This window comes from Mycobacterium sp. (assembly GCF_965277065.1).
Lineage (GTDB): Bacteria > Actinomycetota > Actinomycetes > Mycobacteriales > Mycobacteriaceae > Mycobacterium.
Genome location: NZ_CBDIBT010000019.1, coordinates 1,413,165 through 1,433,585, shown reverse-complemented (window position 1 = coordinate 1,433,585; position 20,421 = coordinate 1,413,165). Strand labels below are relative to the sequence as shown.

General features: G+C 67.1%; 15 protein-coding genes. 8 read left to right on the top strand and 7 right to left on the bottom strand.

What is annotated here, in order from left to right:
* The 3 genes from ACQY5A_RS24155 to ACQY5A_RS24145 are packed head-to-tail and all read right to left on the bottom strand — an operon-like array spanning position 1 to position 3,961.
* Positions 1 to 420, bottom strand: a complete 420-nt coding sequence (locus ACQY5A_RS24155) for a CoA-binding protein (RefSeq protein WP_428342780.1) — start codon at positions 418 to 420, stop codon at positions 1 to 3.
* The gene (locus ACQY5A_RS24150; protein WP_428342779.1) at positions 420 to 959 is read right to left on the bottom strand and encodes an XRE family transcriptional regulator; all 540 of its coding nucleotides are present in this window, start codon (positions 957 to 959) and stop codon (positions 420 to 422) included. The genes ACQY5A_RS24155 and ACQY5A_RS24150 overlap by 1 nt, the downstream gene beginning before the upstream one ends.
* On the bottom strand, positions 956 to 3,961 hold the full coding sequence (locus ACQY5A_RS24145) for an MMPL family transporter (protein WP_428342778.1): 3,006 nt from the start codon (positions 3,959 to 3,961) through the stop codon (positions 956 to 958). The genes ACQY5A_RS24150 and ACQY5A_RS24145 overlap by 4 nt, the downstream gene beginning before the upstream one ends.
* 264 nt (positions 3,962 to 4,225) lie before the next feature.
* On the opposite strand from ACQY5A_RS24145, the gene ACQY5A_RS24140 reads away from it, so the two are divergent.
* Positions 4,226 to 4,774, top strand: a complete 549-nt coding sequence (locus tag ACQY5A_RS24140) for a hemophore (protein WP_428342777.1) — start codon at positions 4,226 to 4,228, stop codon at positions 4,772 to 4,774.
* Between the two features lie 25 nt (positions 4,775 to 4,799).
* On the opposite strand, the gene ACQY5A_RS24135 is transcribed toward ACQY5A_RS24140, so the two are convergent.
* Positions 4,800 to 5,939 carry a lysylphosphatidylglycerol synthase transmembrane domain-containing protein gene (locus ACQY5A_RS24135; protein ID WP_428342776.1) on the bottom strand — a complete coding sequence of 380 codons (1,140 nt, stop codon included), beginning with the start codon at positions 5,937 to 5,939 and terminating at the stop codon, positions 4,800 to 4,802.
* 73 nt (positions 5,940 to 6,012) lie between these two features.
* On the opposite strand from ACQY5A_RS24135, the gene ACQY5A_RS24130 reads away from it, so the two are divergent.
* Entirely contained in the window at positions 6,013 to 7,158 is a 1,146-nt protein-coding gene (locus tag ACQY5A_RS24130; RefSeq protein WP_428342775.1) for an AI-2E family transporter, read from the top strand.
* A 21-nt stretch (positions 7,159 to 7,179) separates the two neighbouring features.
* Here the strand turns inward: ACQY5A_RS24130 and ACQY5A_RS24125 are convergent, their stop codons facing one another.
* The 3 genes from ACQY5A_RS24125 to trmB are packed head-to-tail and all read right to left on the bottom strand — an operon-like array spanning position 7,180 to position 11,671.
* Entirely contained in the window at positions 7,180 to 10,134 is a 2,955-nt protein-coding gene (locus ACQY5A_RS24125; RefSeq protein ID WP_428342774.1) for an MMPL family transporter, read from the bottom strand.
* Between the two features lie 50 nt (positions 10,135 to 10,184).
* On the bottom strand, positions 10,185 to 10,880 hold the full coding sequence (locus ACQY5A_RS24120) for an NYN domain-containing protein (RefSeq protein WP_428342773.1): 696 nt from the start codon (positions 10,878 to 10,880) through the stop codon (positions 10,185 to 10,187).
* The gene (gene trmB / locus ACQY5A_RS24115; RefSeq protein ID WP_428342772.1) at positions 10,877 to 11,671 is read right to left on the bottom strand and encodes a tRNA (guanosine(46)-N7)-methyltransferase TrmB; all 795 of its coding nucleotides are present in this window, start codon (positions 11,669 to 11,671) and stop codon (positions 10,877 to 10,879) included. Before trmB ends, ACQY5A_RS24120 begins: the two co-directional genes overlap by 4 nt.
* Before the next feature lie 292 nt (positions 11,672 to 11,963).
* Between trmB and ACQY5A_RS24110 the strand changes: the two genes are divergently transcribed.
* The 6 genes from ACQY5A_RS24110 (at position 11,964) to ACQY5A_RS24085 (ending at position 20,325) form a co-directional block, all read left to right on the top strand.
* Positions 11,964 to 12,818 carry a hypothetical protein gene (locus ACQY5A_RS24110; protein ID WP_428342771.1) on the top strand — a complete coding sequence of 285 codons (855 nt, stop codon included), beginning with the start codon at positions 11,964 to 11,966 and terminating at the stop codon, positions 12,816 to 12,818.
* Positions 12,819 to 12,859: 41 nt separating this feature from the next.
* Positions 12,860 to 14,386 carry a hypothetical protein gene (locus ACQY5A_RS24105; RefSeq protein ID WP_428343317.1) on the top strand — a complete coding sequence of 509 codons (1,527 nt, stop codon included), beginning with the start codon at positions 12,860 to 12,862 and terminating at the stop codon, positions 14,384 to 14,386.
* 124 nt (positions 14,387 to 14,510) lie between these two features.
* Positions 14,511 to 16,340, top strand: coding sequence for a phosphoenolpyruvate carboxykinase (GTP) (locus ACQY5A_RS24100; protein WP_428342770.1), 1,830 nt, complete (start codon positions 14,511 to 14,513; stop codon positions 16,338 to 16,340).
* A gap of 159 nt (positions 16,341 to 16,499) precedes the next feature.
* Positions 16,500 to 17,783, top strand: coding sequence for a sodium:proton exchanger (locus tag ACQY5A_RS24095; protein WP_428342769.1), 1,284 nt, complete (start codon positions 16,500 to 16,502; stop codon positions 17,781 to 17,783).
* A gap of 59 nt (positions 17,784 to 17,842) precedes the next feature.
* Positions 17,843 to 19,384 (top strand): fatty-acid--CoA ligase FadD4, encoded by a 1,542-nt coding sequence (gene fadD4 / locus ACQY5A_RS24090; RefSeq protein WP_428342768.1) that lies wholly within the window; start codon positions 17,843 to 17,845, stop codon positions 19,382 to 19,384.
* 2 nt (positions 19,385 to 19,386) lie between these two features.
* On the top strand, positions 19,387 to 20,325 hold the full coding sequence (locus ACQY5A_RS24085; protein ID WP_428343316.1) for an enoyl-CoA hydratase/isomerase family protein: 939 nt from the start codon (positions 19,387 to 19,389) through the stop codon (positions 20,323 to 20,325).
* The last annotated feature ends 96 nt before the right edge of the window (positions 20,326 to 20,421 follow it).

Sequence of the window (20,421 nt, the reverse complement as noted above, 5' to 3'; positions counted from 1 at the left end):
CTAGCGAAGTCGCGCGTCCTCGACCATCAGGCAGCTGTCCATGACCACTTGCAGCCCGGCCGCTTCGGCCTCGCGGCCGACGTCCTCGTGCCAGAGACCTTCTTGCAACCAGAGGGTCTTCGGCCGTAGCGGGAGGGCGAGCACTTCGGCCAGCACCGAGGGCAGGTCGTCGAAACGGCGGAAGACGTCGACCATATCGGGCGCCACCGGCAGATCGGCCAATCGTGAATACACCTGTGCGCCATCGATTTCGGTGATTGTCGGGTTCACCGGAAAGACCTGATACTGGCCGGTTGCCACCAGATACCTGTAGATCTCGTTGCTGGGGCGGGTCGGTTTGTCCGATGCGCCGACGACCGCGATGGTCCGCGTGTCGACCAGGATTCGCCGCAGGGTGTCAGTGTCGGGCCGGCCGACCATCAGTAGCCGCGTGGCGGCCGCTGCGGAGTGCGCCGGGTCTGCTGTGGAGGAGATTCGTGCGTACGGGCTTTGGCGAAGCGATCGGACAGCCGGCGCATCCGGATCATCAACGACGCCGACGGACTGGTGACCGCGTCGAGGTACTCGCCGAGTTCGTCGACGGGCACGCCGATGCGGGATGCGAACTCCGGCAGCTTCAGGCCGGAGCGCTCGATCAGGACCCGGACATGACGGGCCACCTCGGAGCGCTCATTGGCCTCCAGGTGTGCCCGGGCCCGGTCCAGCACCTCGGCGAGGGCTTTGGAGATGCCGTACGGGTGCGAGTTCTCCAGCACCTCTTCGACCTGGCGGGCGGTGCGGCCGAACGGATCGCGCTTGATCGCCACCGCGATCTGCTTCCAGACGGCGATGTCGCCACCTTCGAGCGCCGATCGAATCGCTGAAGTCGGCCAGAACTCGACGGGCCGATCACCGTTGCGGGGGCTCGCCGGGGCACGGTGCGGCGACTGCCCATGGCGTCGATCCGCTGCCAACGTCACCTCGCCTCCTCCAACATCGCCACCGCCACCGCGAGGCAGCGCCGCCGTACACCTTCCCAGTCTGCCTTCGTATCGGACTCCGGCCAACCATCGTGCTCGATATCCGACGGATGTGGGTCAGCGAGCCGACGGACCAGCTGGCTGGCGATCCATTGCCGCCGGGGTGATTGACCAGAGTAATACCTGTCCATCCCGGCCAGCACGACTGCGGCGTTCTCGGCGTCCATGGTGTCGACCAGCTCGGCGAATTCAGTGAAATCGCGGCTGCTGTTGCGGCTCAGAATCAGGTAGCCCTTGAGCCGCAGCGTCTCGGCGCCGGTCGGGATCTGCAGCCGGTCGCCGGTGGGCAACTGGACGTGCGTGGTTTCCACCGGGCTGCGCCGCTCGAATTCCGGCTGGGCGCTTTCGCTGGCGGCGGCTTGTGCTCCCAACGCATCCAGCGCGACCAACAGCCGGCCCCGCCACAACGTGACCGGGTGGACGGGCCGCGCCCCGCGCGGTGCGGCGCGGCCGGTGCCGCTGCGCTGCGACCGGCCGCCGACGAACTTCCGCGCGGTCGGATGGCCGCCGTTGCTACCGTTGTTACCACTGGGCGTGCCGATCACCGCCAGTTGGCGGGACGCGGCGCTGGCGACGTAGTTGCCGCCTTTGACCTTGACGTGCGGCTCGCTGGCGCGAGCACATCCGATGAACGCCAGCGGGTCGGCGACGGTGATCGCATCGGGCACCAGGTGCTTGAGCCGGGCCGCGGATTTGAGCACGATCCGCAGGTCGGCACTGGGCACCGCAGGAGCTGAGATGCTGTCCGGGATCATCAGCACGTCGCCGAGATCGACTGCGGGCAAAGGCTTTTCGAAGTCGACCGACGGCAGGATGCGTTCCAGCCAGGCGGGCAGCCACCAGTTCCACTCGGCGAACACCGCCATCAGGGCAGGCACCATCACCAGTCGCACCACGGTGGCGTCGACCGCGATCGCCACCGCGCATGCCACTCCGATCTCGGCCACCAACGGCATACCGGCGAACGCGAAGCCGATGAATACCGCGATCATGATCAGCGCGGCGCTGGTGATGGTCCGTGCGCTGGTGCTCACGCCATAGGCCACCGCGTCGTGCGTGTTGCCTGTCTGCAGGAACCGTTCCCGGATCCGGGTCAGCAGGAAGATCTCGTAGTCCATCGACAAGCCGAACGTCATGGCCAGCACCAGCGGCGGAACGGTGCTGTCGATCGAGGTGATCGGGGCGAAGCCGAGCTTTTCCAGCCAACCCCACTGGAAAACGACGACCAGGCTGCCGTAGGCCGCGGCCACCGACAGCATCGTCATCACCACGCCCTTGAGCGCCAGGAACACCGACTGGATCGACAGCAGCAGCATCACGAACGCGATCAGCGCAACGAAGACCAACACCAGCAACTGGGTTCGCGACACCTGGTCGTCGAAGTCTTTGATCAGCGCCGTCGGTCCACCGACACTCACCTGCGCCGAATCGGTGGCGGCCGCCGGAAGGTGGCCGCGCAACCAATCGATGGTGTTGCGGGCGCCGAGGTCCTCGGGGTCCACCGACAACATCGCCGACACCATCGCGCTGCTGTTGTTGTCGGCGAAGACCGGCGCGGCCACCGACAGGATGTTGGGAGAGCGACCTATCTGGTCGCGGATCGCGGCGATCGACTGGGTGTGCGTCGCCGACGACGCGTCGCCGTCGGGGAAGGTCACCAGCACCTGAACCGGGCCGAGCGCGCCGGGACCCAGCGCCTCGGACGCCGCCGACACCCCGGCGCGGATCTCGTGCGAGGAGCTGAACTGGCGAAGCAGGCTGTTGCCCAACACCATCGACAGCGCCGGCACCGCCATCGCGAGCAGCACGACCGAGGCTGCCGTCGCCGACGCCCAGGGCCGGCGCATCACCGCGCCGATCCAGTGCGTCCAGAACCGCGACTGCGTGGTCTCCGGGCGCCGCGACCAGTGCAGCGCCGCCGACCGTTTGGCCGCCGACCGACCGAACGTCGCCAGCACCGCCGGCGTCATGGTCGTCGACGTCAGCATCGCCACGGCAACCGCGAGGATCGCGCCGGTGGCCATCGATGTCAGCGCCGGAGTGTCGATCAGGTAAATGCCGGTCAGCGACGCGACGACGGTCATCCCGGACAGCGCGACCGCCAGGCCCGACGTCGCCATCGCCGCGTCGATCGCTTCTTGAGGCTGGCGTCCGGCGCGCAACTCCTCGCGGAAGCGCATCAGGATGAACAGCGAGTAGTCGACCGCCAGCGCGATGCCGAACATCGACACCGTCGACGTGACGAACACCGACATCACCGTGTAGGCCGACAGTAGGTAGACCAGGCCCATCGTGACGATGACGGTGACGATGCCCAGCGCCAGCGGGATCGCGGCGGCGGCCAGCGAGCCGAACACCGCCAGCAACACGATCAGGATGATCGGAAGGTTCCACTGCTCGGCCTTGGCGATGTCGTGCTTGGTGTTGGCCGCAGCGGCCGTGCTCAGCGCACCCTGGCCGATCACGTAGAGCCGGACCCGGCCGTTCTGCAGCTGTCCGGGACGTTCACCCTGCACACCGACCTTGACCCGAAGCTTCTTGGCGGCGTCGCTGGCGCTGTTGGTGGCGCCGTCCAGTCGCAACGACACCACGTACGGCCGGTCCGGCTGCGGGGCGGGCTGGGCGGGATTGGGCACCACCACCACGTCGGGCAGTTGCTTGGCAACCTGCTGCAGGAACCCGGCAGCGGCGTTCATGTCCTCGTAGCTGGCATCCGCGCGCGGGGCCGCCACCAGCGCCAGCGGTGATGTGCCCTGGTCGGGGTAATGCGCTTCGAGTTGGTCGTGGACACGCAGCGACTGGGACCCGGGCACGTCGAAGCCACCACCGGTGAGATGACCCGACGAGGTCAGCACCAGGTAGAGGGCCGGGATCAGCGCGAGCACCCAGCCTGCGAAGACCAGCCAGCGACACCTGCGCAGGCTGCTGCTCAAGCGCATCATGAAGTGCTGGATTGTGGTCTCCCCGCATTAGTTTGCGTGCCCGCGAGCCTACCCCAGCCAGCTATCTGCCGAGGCTGCTTATGGGTCGCTGAGCTGCAACGACTCGGCAACGATGCCGATTCCCGCACAGGTTTTGCACAGGTGTGACGAGAACCCTGAACACAGGGTTGGCGACGGCGACGAATTCGGTGGCAGGATTATCGGCATGCGTTGGCGCTACGCCGGCAGCTGGGCAATCAGCCCGGCAAGCTACAAGGAGTTGCGATGAGGTCCCTGACTGCAAGTGCGGCGGCGCGCCGTCGACTGCTGGCCGCGCTGACTGCGACCGGGCTGGGCGGTGCCACGGCGGTGGTGTTGCTGTCCGCGCCCTCGGCGGTCGGGGCGTCAGATCCGTGTGCCGCCAGTGAAATGGCGCGCACGATCAGCAACGTGGCCAGGTCCGCCGGTGACTACCTCGACGGGCACCCGGAGACCAACCAGGCGATGACCTCCGTCATGCAGCAGCCCCCGGGTCCGACATCGGTCAGCTCGCTGGAGACCTACTTCGACGCAAACCCCAAAGCGGCCAGCGACATGCAGACCATCGCGTCGCCGCTCGCCGGACTGTCCAGCCGCTGCAAGATTTCGGTCAGCCTTCCGCAGGTGCTCGGATTCATGCAGTCGGCGCAGGGGGCGATGCCGGGCGGCGCCGCCGCAGCCATGCCGGGCGGCGTTATCTCGGGGGCGCAGAACACGATGCCGGGCGGCGCGGGCGCCGCCGCAGCTGTGCCCGGCACCACCGCAGCCGTGCCGGGACTGAGCGCCGTCAGATAGGGCGGCTTTCACATAGGTCGGGGTTTCACGTCGTTCGTTCGTCGTCTGACGGGCCCTGCAGGGCCTCCTCCGGCGCCTCGACGGCGTCAAGACAGGGTGTTGATTCGGCCTCGGTGTCGTCGGGGTCGAGGTGGTTCTCGGCGCGGAACATGAAGAAGAACACCACCCAGCCGATCGCGGCGAGCATCAGCCAACTGATCAGCCGGTAGATCAGCATCGTCGAGACGGCGTTCGGCAGCGACATCCCGCTGGATACCAGGCCCGGCACCAGCACCGCTTCGACCACCAGCAGCCCGCCCGGCATCAGCGGGATCGTCCCGACCGCGCGGGCGGCGGCGCACGCGACCGTCAGCCCGCCGACCGACGCATGCGCTCCGGCGGCGTAGGCCGCGAATCCCAGGCACGCGACATCGGCGAACCGGTTGAGCACCGACCAGCTGAAGGCAGCCGCCAGGTCTCGACGGCTCAGGCTGACCGATTCCAGCTGGCAGAGCATCTCGCGCCATTTGGCCAGACCGACGCCGGCCGGCCGGCCGCGTAACGCGTTGAACCGCGCCAACACCCGGCAGCCGATGCCTTCGATCAGATCCGGTCGGGATGCCACCGCCTGCGCCAGCAGTAGCAGCGCGACGAAGCCACCCAAGGTGAACAGCAACGAGAACGGGTTGTTCTTGGCGCCGAGGACGAACGCGCCGCCCAGTCCGAGCAACGCCAATCCCACCGCCTGCAGCACTCCCGACATCACCAACTGCCAGGACGCCACCAACGTCGATGCCCCCCAAAGTCGTTGCTGGCGGAGCAGAAACGTCGCGGCGATCACCGGACCTCCGGGCAGTGTGGTGCTCAGCGAGTTGGCCGCGTAATAGGCCGCCTCGGATCGCGGCCCCTGCACCCGCACTCCCGCTGAGCCCAGCAGCGTCCGCTGCACCTCGGCGAAACTGTGCATCAGCAACACCGCCGCCAGCGCGGACGCCAGCAGCCACCACCACTTCGCCGAATACAGGCTCCGGGCGGCCTTGGCCAGCTGATCCCACGCCAGCGCCACCTCGACGGCCAACACGATCGCGACCACCGCCAGCGCGGCCCACCGCAGCCACCGGTACCTGCCGCGGTCGTGCTCGAGAGCCTGACCGTCGACGTTGCCGGCTGGTGCGTCGTGTGACACGCGATCAGCGTAACGCCGCAGGTCGCGCCCGGATCGCTGCGCGACGCGGGTGTTCGCACATAGTCTTGGCGCTATGCCGTCGAAGGCCGCGTCCGATTACGCCGAATCGGTAGAACCGATTGTCCGCAAGACCGCAGCCTGGGCCTGGCGGTTGTTGGTGATCCTGGCCGCCGTCGTCGCACTGCTTTTGGTGGTCGAGCGACTCGAGGTGATCGTCGTTCCGCTGCTGCTCGCCCTGATGCTGAGCGCGTTGCTGGTTCCCGTCGTGGACTGGCTGGACAAGCGCGGTGCGCCCCGTGGCGGCGCCGTCGCGCTGGTGTTGTTGGCCGGCTTCGCGATCCTCGGCGGGATCATGACCTTCGTCGTCAGCCAATTCATCGTTGGTGTACCGGATTTGGTGAACGAAGTCACCCGCAGCATCGACTCCGCGAAGAGGTGGCTGATCGAGGGTCCGCTGCATCTGAGCCGCCAGCAGATCGACCACGCCGGCAATTCGGCAATCCAGGCGCTGCAGAACAATCAGGAGAAGTTGACCAGCGGTGCCCTCTCGACCGCGGCCACCATCACCGAAATCATCACCGCGGCACTGCTGATGCTGTTCACGCTGATCTTCTTCTTGTACGGCGGACGTAACATCTGGAGCTACGTCACCAAGCTCGTCCCCACCCATGTCCGCGAGCGGGTTCGCACGGCGGGTGGTGCCGGATTCCACTCGCTGACCGGCTATGTGCGGGCCACCTTCCTGGTGGCGTTGGTCGACGCGCTGGGCATCGGCACCGGGTTGGCGATCATGAGTGTGCCGCTGGCGCTACCGCTGGCCTCATTGGTGTTCCTGGGTGCTTTCATCCCGCTGGTCGGTGCTGTCCTCAGCGGCTTCCTGGCGGTCATCGTGGCGCTGCTGGCGAAAGGCTTTGTCTACGCGCTGATCACCCTCGGCCTGCTCGTCGCGGTGAACCAGCTCGAGGCCCATATTCTGCAGCCGCTGGTGATGGGTCGGGCGGTGTCGATTCACCCGCTGGCCATTGTGGTGGCGATTGCCACCGGCGGCGTGCTTGCCGGGATTATCGGTGCGCTGCTGTCGGTCCCGACCGTCGCATTCTTGAACAACGCGTTCAAGGTGCTGCTGGCCGCCGACCCGGAAGAAGCTGCGGCCGAAACCGAGGACGACGAAGCCACGGTCATGCAGGCCGATCCGGACCGAGTGGGATCCAAAAGCTAACAGCGCGAAGCGACTTCGCGATTAGATCCGTCCCTCTCGGCGCAGCAGGTCCTGAGCGCTGAGCCCGCCGCCGCGGCGTGGCCGCGGCTTCTCACCGCGGGCGTTGAGCTTCTCGGTGGCGGCGTCGGAATCCTTGTCCTCCCGCGGTGCGGTCGGGATCGCGGTGGTGGCGTCTTCGGGTCCGGTGGGCGGTGGGCCCGACGGCTTGTCCCGCGGCGGGATCTGCAGCGCCCGGGTTTCGTCGGCGGACGGCTGCGGGGCCTTGGGGGCAGCGCCGCGCGGGTCGCCGGTCTTTCCGCCGCGCAGGTCGCTGAGCCAGGACTCGATTTCGCGGTCCTCCCCGCGTGGCGGTTGCGGGGGAGCGGACGGTGCCGGCGGCCGCATCGGCGCCGGAGCGGCCGGCGGAGTCGGCTGGGCCGAGAAGCGGGTCGTCGGCGCCTCTTTGGGCTCGGTCCGTCCCGGCGCGGACATCCGGGTGGTCCCGGCAGCCGACGGCGCATCGGCGGCCGGCGGCCGCACGTCGCGTCGCGGCGCGATGGGGGGTGTCGGTGGCCGGGTCGGCCGCACGCCGCCCTCCGGGCTGGGGTGAGTGGGGTCGTGCGGCGGACGCGGCGTCGGCGCGACCGGCGGGCGGGTGGTGGCGGCAGGCCGACCGGACCGGGCCCGCGCCAACGGCACCTTGCGCTCGTCGGGCAAGTGAATCTCGCCGAGCCCCAAACGATTCTGCAGGCGCTTCATCCAGAGCGGGGCCCACCAGCAGTCGTCGCCGAGCAGCTTCATCACCGACGGCACCAGGAACATCCGGACCACGGTGGCGTCCAGCAGCAGCGCCGCCATCAGACCAAAGGCCAGGCACTGCATCATCATCAGGTCGGAGAACGCGAACGAGCCGGCGACTACTGCGAGGACCAATGCGGCCGCGGTGATGAGGCGACCGGTGGTTGCCGTTCCGATCCGGATCGCCTCGGCGGTCGACATCCCGCGGGCTCGGGCCTCGACCATGCGCGAGACCAGGAAGACCTCGTAGTCGGTGGCCAAGCCGAAACCGACCGCGACCACCAACGCGATGATGACGATCATCAACGGCGCCGGGGTGAAATTCAGCAGGTTGGCGAAATGTCCGTCGACGAAGATCCAGGTCAGGATGCCCAGCGTCGATCCCAGCGTCAGCGCACTCATCACTGCGGCCTTGATCGGCAGCACGACCGACCCGAACGCCAGGAACATCAGCAGCATCGTGGTGGACAGCAGCACCACCGCCATCAGCGGTGCCTTATTGGACAGGCTGTGGATGCTGTCCTGCTCGAGCGCCGGTACGCCGCCTACCAACACGGTCAGGCCGCGCGGCGGCGACATCGACCGTAACTCGGAGAGCTTCTTCGCGGCGTCGCTCGCGTGCGCCAGACCGTTCTGGATCACCCGGACCGAATCGTCCTTGGGGTGGCTGCCATTCGGGATCGAGACGCAGGGGTTGCCTTCGATCGTCGGGCAGGCCCGCTCCTGCCACGTCGTGTCGGTGAAGCCGCTGATCGAGGCGGCGTCGTTGCGGATCTCGGCGACCTGCTGATCGGTGACCTTGCTGTGGTTGTTGCTTTCGATCACCAGTGTCAGCTGGTTGGTGCGGTAGCCGGGAAAGAGTTTGTCGAAATTCTGCTGTGCCAGGCGCACCGAGTTGTCCGGCGGAAGGTACGTCTCGCTGATCCCGCCGCCGAAGGAGAGGTTGTGCAGCGGAAGAATCAGCGCGATCATCCCGATGACGATGGGGATGGCGAACACCAGCGGCCGCCGCATGACGACGTTGACCAGTTTGCCCCAGAATCCGGCCTCGACCTCTTCCCGGGTTTTAGTTTTCTGCAGCCGGTCGGCCAGCCAGTTCAGGTACACACGGGACGGCGTCCAGTTCGCCAGGAACGGCACCCGAAACAGGGTGCGCACGCCGAGCGCGTCGACGTGCTTGCCCAGGATCGCCAGGCAGGCCGGCAGCAGCGTGATCGACATCACCGCGGCCAGCGACACCGAGATGATCACCGCGTAGGTCAGCGATTTCACAAAGCCCTGCGGCAGCAGGAACAAACTGGCCGCCGACACGGCGATCAACGTCGCCGAGAACACCACGGTGCGGCCGGCCGTCATCATCGTGCGGCGCACCGCGGCTTCGGTATCGTAGCCCTCGGCGATCTCCTCCCGGAACCGGCTGACAATGAACAGTCCGTAGTCGATCGCGATACCGAAACCCATCATCGACACCACGGGCTGGGCGAAGAAGTGCACCGGGCCGAACTCGGCCATCAAGCGCAGGATGCCGAGCGAGCCGGCGATGCTCAGGCCACCCACGATCGCCGGCAGCGCTGCCGCGATCACACCGCCGAACACCAAGAACAGCACGACCGCCACGAGCGGCAGCGCCAGCACCTCCATGCGCTTCTGGTCGGTGGCGATGGTGCCGGTCAATGCGTTGGCGATCGGCTCCAGACCGGCGAGCTGAATCTTTCCGTCGTTGAGCTTCTGCAGGTCGGGCTCGATGTCCTTGTAATTGGTCAGGATCGTGTCGTCGTTGTCGCCCTTGAGCGGGATGCTGACGAAGGTGTGCTTGCCGTCCTCGCTAGCCATGCCCTTGATGACGGGGTCGGTGCTGGTCGGTGCGGCCAGCCAGCCGGCCCAGCCGACCACTTGGTCGGGGTGGTCTTTCTTGAAGGCGTTGAGTTCGTCGACGACCTTCTTCTGCCAGGCCGGGTCGTTGATCGATTTGGGTGCGGCGAATATCGCCACGATGTGGCTGGTCCGGTCACGCCCGTAGGTGTCGTCGCCGAGCACCGACGCCTTGACCGATTGGCTGCCGTCGTCGTAGAAACCGCTCTGCGTGACGTGCTTGCCGAGGCTGATCCCGAAGATGCCGCCGAGCAGGCTCAGCGCCACCATCACCCCGATCACGATGAATCGGTAGCGATATACAGTTCGACCCCACCAGGCGAACACGTAAGCTCCTTTACTGGATCTGCGACGACCCGCGCATTGGTGTGAAGTTGTCAGACACGCGAGGTCAGCAGCGAGGACAGTGGCCGGAACGGTTGCAGCCACGCCCCCTTGTCAGGCAGCGAATCTAGGCCGATCCGCGGCAGGGGCTCCCGGAAAACACCCGCGATGTCCTCCAGGTCGACAAACTCCAAGGTATCCGACGCTAGCGCCCAACTCGCATGTTCGCGAAATCCCAGCACTTGGACGGGCACCCCGTTGCGGGCGATTTCCTCCAACGGCGTACGGAATGCCTGCCCGTCCGCGGATGCGACCACCAGCGCCGCCAAACCCTCCTGCGAACGCTGCGCGATGTGGGAGAGCATGTCGCTGTCGACATCGCTGTCCTCGTCGAGCTTCGGTTTGGCAAACACCGCGAACCCGACGTTGCGCAGCGCATCGACCCACGGCCGGACCACGTCGGCGCTGCCTGCGGCGATGTTGGTGAACACGGTCGCCTCAGGCTCGGCGGATACGGCGTCGTGGTGGGTCGACACGTCGGCGGTGCGGCCCAGCAACCAGCGTCCGAGTGCGTCGAAGCGGGGCCGTTCGGTGGCGGTGGGCCGACGGCCCAGGATCGATCCGAGGCCCATGTCGAGGTTTGGCGCGTCCCAGACCAGAAGCACCCGCCGCGGCTTAGGCCCCGATTCGGCCTGAAGCTCGCCGGGCGGGGCGGCCGGAGCGCTGGTCGTTTCGTCGGTGAGACTCATAGCGCGCGTCTTTCCCAGAGGAATTCGGTGACGGCGCTGCCGGCGTCGTGCGCCTTGCCCTCGTATTTGGTGGCCGGACGCGCGGTGGACACCCGGGTCTGCGCTCCGGCGTCCAGCCTGGTCAGCCGCGGTTCGGCGTCGCCGACCTCGGCGATCTGCTCGGCGTAGCCGGCGTGATCGGTCGCGGCGTGCAACACCCCGCCGGGCCGAAGCCGGTCCGCAATCATCGCCACATTGGCCGGTTGCAGCAGTCGGCGCTTGTGGTGGCGGGCCTTGGGCCACGGGTCGGGGAAGAACACCCGGACCCCGGTGAGCGAGCCGGGAGTCAGCAGCAGGTCCAGCACATCGACGGCGTCGCCGCGGATCAGCCGGATGTTGGTGACGTGCTCCCGGTCGATGCCCGACAGCAGTTGGGCCAGCCCGCGCCGATAGACCTCGACAGCGATGACGTCGACGTCTGGCTCGGACTTCGCCATTGCTAACGTGGAAGTTCCTGTGCCGCAGCCGATTTCAAGCACAAGCGGAGCGTCGCGACCGAACCAGGCATGGGTGTCCAGCGGCTCTGCCGGTCCTTTCGAGTCGTCTCCCGATACGGCAACGATGCCGAGCTCCGGCCACAGCCGTTCCCAGGTCCGCTGCTGCGCGGCCGACAGCTGTGAGCGCCGCGTGCGAAAACTAGCGGTCCGACGGTATTCGCCGACCTCACGTTCCGCAGGCACGGCGGTAGGTGGCGTCGGCGGTGTGGCCGCGTCCACCCATGGCTGCGCGCGCATCCGTTCATCGTCGCCCATGAACCCATCATGTCGCCGCCCGCGGGGCAGATTGATACCCAACAGTTGCCTTTGCCTGGTACTAGGTGACTCGCTTCGCGGCGGTGGACATGTCACCATTCGACCGAAAAACCCGCGGGGCTACGTCGCGATCCGCAGTTACTCGGCCACAATGAGGGGTTAGCAGTACCTGCAAGGCGACCTGAGCGGATAGGGGCTGCCGATTTTCGTCGAAGAGCTGGAGCGGTTTGCCGACGCGGTCGGCGACCCGCGCTGCGCCGCGATCGCGAAGCGGCTCGCCGCCCCGCTGCGGGTGGCCGTCACGGGGCGCCGTGGCGTCGGCCGCACCACGGTCGCGCACGCTCTGGCTTCTCGCGGGTTCGCGCTGACATCCCCAGCGAATGCCGACGTCAACGTCCACGTGCTGGCCGATGCGGTCAAACCCGAGGACCACGCCGCCATCGAGGCCGCCGGGCGGCCGCTGCTGGCCGTGCTGAACAAGGCCGACCTGCTCGCGACCACCGCACCCGGTCGTCACCCCGACGGTCCAACCTCCGCTGCCAGAGCCCGATGCGCCCAGCTTTCCGCGCGCGCCGGGGTGCCCATCGAGCCGCTGATCGGCATCCTGGCCGGCCCGATGCTGGACGACGCATCGTGGCAGGGGCTGCGGGCGATGGCTGGCGGACAGTCCGTCGACGCCGCCCTCCGCAGCCGGTTGATGGCCACCCTCGACGCATTCGGCATCCGGCAGGCGAGCGCCGCGATCCGGCGGGGAGTCGGCCGCGGGTACGTCGACGCCCTGTTGCGCGGGTTGAGCGGGATCGACGCCGTCGTCGACAAGATCGGTGCACTCGGCGCGCCAGCGCGCTACCAGCGGATGCTGGATGCCGTTGCCGAGTTGGAGACGATGACCGTTACCGACCAGCGGATCAGTGAGTTCCTGACCGATGACGACACCGTGGTCGCCCGGATGATGGCTGCTGTGGAGGCGGTCGAGGCGGTCGGCATCCCGGTGGATCGCGACGACACCGCGGCGGCGCACCTACGTCGGGCCAAGCACTGGCAGGGTCTGCGCCGCGGTCCGGTCGGGGGTACCGAGCGGGCCTGCGACGCGGACATCGTCCGCGGCTCGCTGCGGCTGTGGTCGAGGGTCGGAGGATCGGTGTGAGCGACAAGAAGGCCAGCAACGCGATCGCCGAAGTGGACGCCATGGTGACGGAGATCGGCCCGCAGCTCGGTACGCCGACCACCGAGCGCCGGGACGCCGTGCTGGTGACCGGGCCATGGCTGGCCGGGGTGAGCGGCGTCGTCGCGGCGCTCAGCGAGCGGCTGCCCAAGCAGACCTTCATCGAGTCGACGGACCTGGAGACCGGCGAGGCGCCGACGGCGGTGGTGTTCGTCGTCTCGGCCGCCGCCGCGCTGACGGCCTCCGACTGCGCGCTGCTCGATGCGGCCGCCGCCGAGACCGACGCGGTGATCGCTGCGGTCTCCAAGATCGACGTGCATCAGAACTGGCACGACGTTCTGGCCGGCAACCGGGAGGCGTTGGCGGCGCACGCGCCGCGCTACAGCGACGTGCCGTGGGTCGGGGTCGCCGCCGCGCCCGAAGAAGGTGAGCCGCGCATCGATGACCTCGCCACAGCACTATCCGAGCACCTGTCCAACGCTGAGCTCACTCGGCGAAATAGGTTGCGCGCGTGGAAATCCCGGCTTCAGGCCGTCGCCGACCGATACGATCGCGACGCCGACGGAGCGGGCCGCCGAGCGCGGGTCGAGGCACTGCGGGAGCAGCGCGGCGAGATCCTGCGGCAGCGACGGCTGGCCAAGTCCGAGCGGACGATCGCGCTGCGCAGCCAGACCCAGCAGGCCCGCGTGCAGCTGTCCTACCTCGGCCGCAACCGCTGTGCCGCGGTGCGTGCGGAGCTGCAGGAAGACGCCGCGAATCTGAGCCGCGGCAAGCTGCGGGAGTTCGAGTCCGATGCCGGCATCCGGCTCAACGCCGTATTCGCCGAGGTGGGCGACGGCACGACGACGCATCTGGCCGAGGTCGCTCAGACGCTGGGCTTGAAGATCGACCCGCCCGCACCTGCGCCGTTGCCCACGGTGGACCTGCCCGCGCCGCAGTTGAAGTCACGAAAGCTGGAGACCCGGCTGATGATGCTGGTGGGCGCCGGCTTCGGGCTGGGCGTGGCGCTGACCCTCAGCCGGCTGCTGGCCGACCTGACCCCCGGGCTGACCGCGGCCGGCGCCGTCGCCTGCGCGGCGATCGGGCTTGCGCTCACCGTCTGGGTGGTCGGGATGCGCGGGCTGCTTCGCGACCGGGCCTTGCTGGACCGATGGGTGGGCGAATCCACCGCCCTGGTCCAGTCCGCCGCGGAACAGCTGGTCGCGACGCGGGTGCTGGCCGCCGAATCGGCGCTGACCGCGGCGCTCAGCGAGCAGGACGAAACCGAGAGCACCCGGGTGGCAGAGCAGGTCAGCGCTATTGACACCGAGCTGCGGGAGCACTCCGTCTCCGGCGCGCGGGCCGCGGCGCTGCGCGGCAAGGAAATGCCGACGTTGCAGGCCGCCCTCACCGCGGTGCGGGCCGAACTCGGCGAAACCGAGACGGTCGACGAGGGTGAAAGCGCGTCCGACGATGTCGGCGACGAGGCCGAGGTGCCGGTGCCGGAGGGCACCGACGACGGGCAAATTGGCGGAAAATCGGCGACAAACACCGCAGATAATGTGTTCTGAATCGTTCCTGTGAGTTAACCGATACAACCTCGACTTTTTATGGGTATACCGCTCGCGATAACCTGTGAGCAAGCCGCCGCAAACTAGCCGCGCATCACGTGCAACGCGACAGCAGGAGATTTTGATGACTTCAGCGACGATTCCCGGTCTGGATACCGCCCCGACGAAGCACCAGGGCTTGTTGTCCTGGATCGAGGAGGTCGCCGAGCTCACCCAGCCGGATCGAGTAATTTTCGCCGACGGCTCCGACGAGGAGTACCAGCGGCTCGCCGATCAACTGGTCGAGGCCGGCACGTTCACCAAGCTGAACGAGAAGAAGCACAAGAACTCTTACCTGGCGCTGTCGGACCCGTCCGACGTCGCGCGCGTCGAGTCGCGGACTTTCATCTGCTCCGAGCGCGAGGTCGACGCCGGTCCGACCAACAACTGGAAGCCGCCGGCCGAGATGCGGGCCACCATGACCGAGCTGTACCGCGGCTGCATGCGCGGGCGCACCATGTGGGTCGTCCCGTTCTGCATGGGCCCCCTCGGTGCCGAGGACCCGAAGCTCGGGGTGGAGATCACCGACTCCGAATACGTGGTCGCCTCGATGAAGGTGATGACCCGGATGGGCAAGGCCGCGTTGGACAAGCTCGGCGGCGACGGCTTTTTCGTCAAGGCCTTGCATTCGATCGGCGCTCCGCTGGAGCCGGGTCAAAAAGACGTCCCCTGGCCGTGTAATGAGACGAAATACATCACGCACTTCCCGGAGACCCGCGAAATTTGGAGCTACGGGTCCGGCTACGGCGGCAACGCGTTGCTGGGCAAGAAGTGTTATTCGTTGCGGATCGCCTCGGCGATGGCCCGCGACGAGGGCTGGCTCGCGGAGCACATGCTGATCCTCAAGCTGATCTCGCCGGAGAACAAGGCGTACTACTTCGCCGCCGCGTTCCCGTCGGCCTGCGGTAAGACGAACTTGGCGATGCTGCAGCCCACGATTCCGGGCTGGCGCGCCGAAACCCTCGGTGACGACATCGCCTGGATGCGGTTCGGCAAGGATGGCCGGCTGTACGCGGTCAACCCGGAGTTCGGTTTCTTCGGAGTCGCACCGGGCACCAACTGGGACTCCAATCCCAACGCCATGAAGACCATTGCCGCCGGCAACACCGTCTTCACCAACGTCGCGCTGACCGATGACGGTGACGTGTGGTGGGAAGGTCTGGAGGGCGAGCCGGACCACCTGATCGACTGGAAGGGCAACGACTGGCTCCTCCGTGAGACGGAAACCAAAGCAGCGCACCCGAACTCGCGGTACTGCACGCCGATGTCGCAGTGCCCGATCCTGGCGCCGGAGTGGGACGACCCGCAGGGTGTGCCGATCTCGGGCATCCTGTTCGGCGCTCGCCGCAAGACCACGGTGCCGCTGGTGACCGAGGCGCGGGATTGGCAACACGGCGTATTCATGGGCGCCACCATGGGTAGCGAGCAGACCGCAGCCGCCGAGGGCAAGGTCGGCGACGTGCGCCGCGACCCGATGGCCATGCTGCCGTTCCTCGGCTACAACGTCGGTGACTACTTCCAGCACTGGATCGACCTCGGCAAGAACTCCGACGAGTCCAAGCTGCCGAAGGTGTTCTTCGTCAACTGGTTCCGTCGTGGCGACGGCGGCAAGTTCTTGTGGCCGGGCTTCGGCGAGAACAGCCGCGTGCTGAAGTGGATCGTCGACCGCATCGAGCACAAGGCCGGCGGCCAGGAGACACCGATCGGTGTCGTTCCCGGTGTCGATGACCTCGACCTGTCCGAGCTCGACATCGACGCCGCTGACGTGGATCGGGCACTGGCGGTCAACGCCGACGAGTGGCGCCAAGAGTTGCCGCTGATCGAAGAGTGGTTCGAGTTCGTCGGCGATAAGCTGCCCACCGGCGTCAAGGACGAGTTCGAGGCGCTCAAGCAGCGTCTGGCCGAGTCCGATTAGGGCGCTCCCGCTGCGGCAGCAGGGTTGCCGAATCCCAAAGATCGGGTAGCCGAACTCTCCTTTGCGACGCTGCCGACCAGCAAATTTGATCCGCGCGCCGGATCCGTTCGGTAGCTAGGCTATGTTGCTGGATAGGTGCTCACCGGGTAGCTTGGCGACGTGACAACGACGAGGTGCGCTGTAACGGGGTCGCGTGCCGGTTCGCGGACGTTGTTCCGCTCGCTTGTCATCGTCGGCACCGCGATCTGCCCGGCTCTGGTGCTTCGTGTCGTCGGTATCCAGCTCGATCCCATTGTCGGCTTGATCGCGTACGGCGGCGCCGTCGTCGGTGCCAGCTTCGTGTTGGCGTGGGCCGCGGAAGCCGCTCAGATCGACGTGTCAGGCAGCCTCGCCGTCGCCGTTCTGGCCGTGATCGCGGTCCTGCCCGAGTACGCCGTCGACCTGTACTACGCCTACACCGCCGGCCACCTACCCGAGTACACCCAGTACGCGGCGGCGAACATGACCGGCTCCAATCGGTTGTTGATGGGCCTCGGTTGGCCGGTCGTCGTTCTGGTCAGCGTGCTGGTGGCCCGCCGGACGTCCGGCCGCAAGATCGACGGGCTGGAGCTCGAGCCGAGCAACCGGGTGGAGATCGGCTTCCTGATGATCGCCGGGGTCGCGGTGTTCGCCATCCCGGCGAGCGGCCGCATCCACATCGGATTCGGGCTAGCCCTGCTGGGCTGGTTCGGCTATTACCTGTTCAAACTGACGCGCGGCGAGGTCGAAGAACCCGAGTTGGTCGGCACCGCCGCAGCGCTGGGCGCGCTGCCCGACCGCATCCGCCGCATCACGGTGGCCGCGCTGTTCCTGTTCGCCGCCGCGGTCATCGTGACGTGTGCAAAACCGTTCGCCGACAACCTGATCGGCGCTGGTACCCAGTTGGGCATCGACAGGTTCCTGTTGGTGCAGTGGTTGGCTCCGCTGGCGTCAGAGGCGCCGGAATTCATCATCGCGACCATCTTCGCGTCCAGGGGCAAAGGTGACGACGCCATCGCGACGCTGATCTCGGCGAAGGTCAACCAGTGGACCCTGCTCATCGGATCGTTGCCGGTGGCGTACATGCTCGGCGGGGGAAGCGCCGCAATGCGTTTGGACGGCCGGCAGATCGAGGAGATCGTGTTGACCGCGGCGCAGACATTGATGGGCGTGACGCTGTTGCTCGGCCTGCGGTTCCAGCGCTGGGCGGCCTGGGCGCTGCTCGGCCTGTTCGTCGTGCAATTCCCGCTCACCTCGACCGAGGGACGCCTGGCGCTCAGCGGTGTGTACGGGGTGATCGCATTGGTGGCCCTGATCCACTACCGGCGCCAGGTGCTGCCGACATTGGCGGCACCCTTCGGCGGCCGCGCCAAGCGGCATGGCGGGCACCCGCATCTTTCGATCGAACAGGTGCATTCGCGGTAGTCAAGGACCGATCACGCCCTGTTGACAGCTGTCAAATTTCCCGGCGGTACAGTCTGGCCATGCAGATTCGCGAGCACACCTCCCGGCAGGGTGGAACCGACAAGCCCGCTATCATCCTTTACCCCTCCGGCACGGTGATCACGTTCGACGAGCTGGAAGCCCGTGCCAATCGGCTGGCACATTATTTCCGGCGGGCCGGGCTGGTCGAGGGTGACGCGGTTGCGATCCTGATGGAGAACAACGAGCACATCCATGCTGTCATGTGGGCGGCCCGCCGCGCCGGGCTGTACTACGTGCCGATCAACACCCACCTGACCGCGCCCGAAGCCGCGTACATCATCGACAACAGCGCCGCCAAGGCGATCGTCGGGTCGGCCGCGCTCCGCAAGACGTGCGAGAACCTCGCCCAGCATCTACCCGGCGGCCTGCCCGCAATGCTGCTACTTGCCTCCGGCGAAGGAGAGCCCGACCTCGACGGTTGGCAGCGCTACCCGGAATGCGTTGCCGCTCAGCCGGATACCCCGATTGCGGACGAGCGCGAAGGTGATCTACTGCAGTATTCCTCGGGTACGACCGGTCGGCCGAAGGGAATCAAACGAGCGCTGCCACACGTCTCGCCCGCGGAAGCGCAGGGCATGATGTCGGCTCTGGTCGGCTTTTGGATGCACCCGGATGCCGTCTATCTCAGCCCGGCGCCGCTGTATCACACCGCGCCGTCGGTGTGGTCGATGACGGTGCAGGCCGGCGGCATCACCACGGTGGTCCTGGAGAAGTTCGACCCCGAAGGTTGTCTGGATGCCATCCAGCTCCACCGGGTCACGCACGGACAGTTCGTGCCGGTCATGTTCACCCGGATGCTGAAACTGCCTGAAGCGAAGCGCAACTCGTTCGATCTGTCCAGCCTGGAACGGGTGATGCACGCCGCCGCGCCGTGTCCGGTGGAGATCAAGAAGCAGGTGATCGATTGGTGGGGACCGATCGTCGACGAGTACTACGCCTCGTCAGAGGCCATCGGATCGACATTGATCAGCGCGGACGAGTGGCTCGCCCACCCAGGCTCGGTGGGCAAGCCGATGAACTGCCAACTGCACATCCTCGACGAGAACGGCAACGAGTTGCCGCCCGGCCAGGCGGGCGAAATCTATTTCGAGGGTGGGTTTTCCTTCGAGTACCTCAACGACTCGGAGAAGACGGCGGCGGCGCACGACAAGCACGGCTGGACCACCGTCGGCGACGTCGGCTACGTCGACGAGGACGGCTATCTCTTCCTGACCGACCGCCGCCACCACATGATCATCTCCGGTGGCGTGAACATCTATCCGCAGGAAGCGGAGAACCTGCTGGTCACCCATCCGAAAGTGCTTGACGCAGCGGCCTTTGGGATTCCGGACGAAGAGATGGGCCAGAGCGTCAAAGCCGCGGTGCAGACCGTGGATCCGGCCGATGCGACCGGCGAATTCGCCGACGAGTTGCTGGGGTGGCTGCGCGATCGGTTGGCCCACTACAAGTGTCCGAAGTCGATCTCGTTCGAAGCGCAACTGCCGCGGACCGATACCGGAAAGATGTTCAAACACGAACTGGTCAAGAAGTATTCGGTGTGACGCTGCGCGTTGTCGACGTCTCAGAGCCTGACTCCACGGTCGACTCTGCTCTTCTCGGTGACCCGGTCGTCGCCATCGGGTCGTTGCGTGGTGCCTCCGAATTCTGGTTGCAGCGGGCAACATTCACGCTCACCGAGGACCACGCCGACGATCGCCGGGCGATCACCGTCGCATCGATCGACACCGCGCTCGTTGAGCTGACGGCGCAGGTTCAACAATGGCCGATCGCGGCGGCGACCTGTGACGACGTGTTGCGCTCGGTGGATCCGGCAGGTGCGGCGTCGCCCGGGGTGGTGACGGAGTCGCTGGCCTACTCCACCTTGCAGGCCGGCGCCGAATTCGCCAGCTGGCTGGCCGCCCGCGGTCCGGCCACCATGCCCGACATCGCCGATCCGGTGCAGGTCCGCCGCGACGGCGGCACCTTGCACATCGCGTTCAACCGCCCGCAGCGGCACAACGCCTTCTCCACCGATGCCCGGGCTGCTTTGCTCGAGGCTTTGGCTGTGGCGCAACTGGATTGGTCGGTTGACCAGGTTGTGCTGACCGGCAACGGGCCGTCTTTCTGCAGCGGTGGTGATCTCGACGAGTTCGGCACGTTCACCGACCCGGCCAGCGCGCATCTGGCCCGCACCCGCTACAGCCCGGCGCTGGCGCTGGACGCGATCACCGCCCGACTCGGTCCGGCGTGCCGTGCCGAGGTGCACGGCCAGGTGGTCGGCAGCGGGTTGGAGATGGCCGCGTTCTGCGGCCGCATCGAAGCCGCTGCCGATACCGTGTTCGGGCTGCCCGAGCTGCGCCTGGGGCTGATTCCCGGCGCAGGTGGCACCGTCAGCGTGACTCGGCGGATAGGTCGCTGGCGCACGGCGTATTTGGTGCTGAGCGGCCAGACCATTGACCCGTCCGTCGCGCTGGCCTGGGGCCTCGTCGACGCCGTGCGCTGACCCGTACCGCGCGAAACAGAAGCGCGGTCGCGGTTTGGTCTGCACTGCGACATCGTGCCGAGTGGCCACTTATTGCCCACAATTCGCGAAAAGCGC